Source organism: Leucobacter sp. M11 (genome assembly GCF_035726885.1).
Taxonomy (GTDB): domain Bacteria; phylum Actinomycetota; class Actinomycetes; order Actinomycetales; family Microbacteriaceae; genus JAPFRB01.
Window position 1 is genome coordinate 539,201 of sequence record NZ_JAPFRB010000001.1, and the last position, 2,118, is coordinate 541,318.

The 2,118-nt window shown below is 71.5% G+C and carries 3 protein-coding genes; 1 reads left to right on the forward strand and 2 read right to left on the reverse strand.

Annotated features, from left to right (window positions below):
- Both OOT08_RS02755 and OOT08_RS02760 read right to left on the reverse strand, forming a co-directional pair.
- Positions 1-538: phosphotransferase (locus OOT08_RS02755; RefSeq protein ID WP_325091015.1), on the reverse strand; the 538-nt coding region annotated here is incomplete at its 3' end.
- 70 nt (positions 539-608) lie between these two features.
- Positions 609-1,193, reverse strand: a complete 585-nt coding sequence (locus OOT08_RS02760) for a Chromate resistance protein ChrB (RefSeq protein ID WP_325091016.1) — start codon at positions 1,191-1,193, stop codon at positions 609-611.
- Positions 1,194-1,288: 95 nt separating this feature from the next.
- Between OOT08_RS02760 and OOT08_RS02765 the strand changes: the two genes are divergently transcribed.
- Entirely contained in the window at positions 1,289-2,110 is an 822-nt protein-coding gene (locus OOT08_RS02765) for a CPBP family intramembrane glutamic endopeptidase (protein WP_325091017.1), read from the forward strand.
- Positions 2,111-2,118: the final 8 nt, after the last annotated feature.

Here is a 2,118-nt window from a genome sequence, read left to right on the forward strand (position 1 = left end):
GCTCGCGGAGGGCGGGGTCGGAGATCGAGCCGAGCAGCGCGGTCGTCTCGGCGTGCGCGCGGCGCAGGTCCCACATGTGCTCGCGGTCGAGCCCGGGGTGGGCGAGGCCCGCGAGGGCGTTCACGGAGCGGGCCGCGAGGGCACCAAACTCGGCCAGCACGACCGGCGCAAGGTATCCCGCGTCGACCAGCGGCTCGCCCGGCACAAAGGCGGAGAGCCGGACCGCGTAGGGGCCGTCCAGCTGGGTGAGCTCCCCGTCGAGGCCGGGCAGCGCCGCGGGCACCGGCACCCCGGCCGCCTCGTAGGCCGCGAGCGCGGCGAACTGCGCGTCGCGGGCGCTCTGCGCGAAGACCGGGTTGTCCACCCGGAGCACGGTGCGGCGTCCGCCCTCCTCCGTGAGCACGAAGTTCCGATCCTGGTTGCTGCCCAGCTCGGTCGCGACGGCGGCGAGGCCGTAGCGCTCGCGCGCGATCCGCTCGGCGTCCGCCGGGCTGACCTCGGGGCGGCGCAGTCCGGTCGACTCGGGGTGTACGGCCATGGTGCTCTCCTTCGCGCCGCGCGGTCGCGGACGCTTCCATTATGCCGCGAACCGTCCCGCCGGACGGTTTTTAGGCCCGGCGTGCGTGCTCCGCGTCTTCCGGGCCCGAGGCGGGCAGCTGCGCGGCGAACACCCGCTCGGCGAAATCGGCGAGCGCCTCGGCGCAGGCCGCCAGGCGCGTCTCGGCGCTGAGCGCCTCGGGAAGGCGGAGAACATCGCGCTGCTTCAGGTCGCGGAACCAGCGGCGCAGGCGCTCCATGCTCTGCTCCTCTTCCTCCAGTTCCCCGAAGGTGAACTTCTCCTTCGCGATCTCCTTGGCGATCTCGTCATCAAACTTGCCGCAGTCCGCCTCGAACTCCGCCCACTCGTCCCGTCGCACGCTCGCGAAGCTCTCGGCGAGCACGGCGAGGTCCGCCTCGGTGCCGGGCACCGCGGTGAACACCGCGAGGGTGCCGCCGCCGCGCTCGGCCAACGCGCGGGCGTCGTCGAGCCCCTCGGTGAAGGGGGGCACGGCGGGGACGGTCCAGGCCCCGGAGGCCGCGGGCACCGCGCCGATCTTGCGCAGCTCGCGCCAGAGCGCGACGCGATGCCGGGACGGTTCGGCCGGGACGCGCGGGAGCAGGAGCAACCAGTCACATTCTGTAACATTCGTCATGCGTCAAAAGTAACACTCGTTACAAAGTTACACAATTGACTGTTCACGGCGGCCGCCAGCTGGCACACTAAAACTCCACACCGACGGGGGACCCCATGACGAACCAGCAGGATTCGAGCCACCGCACACCCGCCCTCCGGCGCCTCGCGCCGCACGACCGCTTCGGGCGGCTGATCGAGCGCGCGGACGGGGTGGACTTCCCGTTCTACAACGGCTCCCCCGTCGCGCTGTCCGGGGCGAAGTGGCTCCTGATCTGGGCGGCCACCACGGTGGGCTACTTCGCGCTGATCTTGATTCCGCAGCCGAACAACTGGGCGGCGGTCATCCCCCGGGCGCTGTTCGTGCTGATCCCCCTGCTCGCGCTGGGGCTGTGCGCGGGCCCGGCCTGGCGCGCGCTGTTCCGGCGGGTGCGCGGGGCGGACGTGGGCGCGATGTTTGGCTTCGCCGCGCTGAACCTCGCGGTGACGCTCGCCGTCGGGCCGCTGATCGCAAAGCTGTTCGGCTCAAACGCGAACCCCACGGTGGCCGAGACCGGGGCGGGCGGGGCCTGGGACACGGTGGGCTTCTTCGCGGGATCGGCGGTGCAACTCCTGGGCGAGGAACTGTTCACGCTGCTGCCGTTCCTGGCGATCCTGGCGATCCTCTTCCAGCGGGCGAAGCTGTCGCGCAAGACCGCGATCATCCTCGCCTGGGTGATCTCCGCGCTCTGGTTCGGCGCCGCGCACCTGCCCACCTACGGCTGGAACGTCGCGCAGGCGCTCATCACGATCGGCAGCGCCCGCTTCGCGCTGACGCTCGCCTTCATCCGCACGAAGAACATCTGGGTCGCGGCCGGGGCCCACATCATCAACGACTGGTTCCTGTTTGCCCTCGCCATGATCCTGCCGGGGCTGGCGGCGGCCACGTTCCTCGGCTGAGCGCTTGG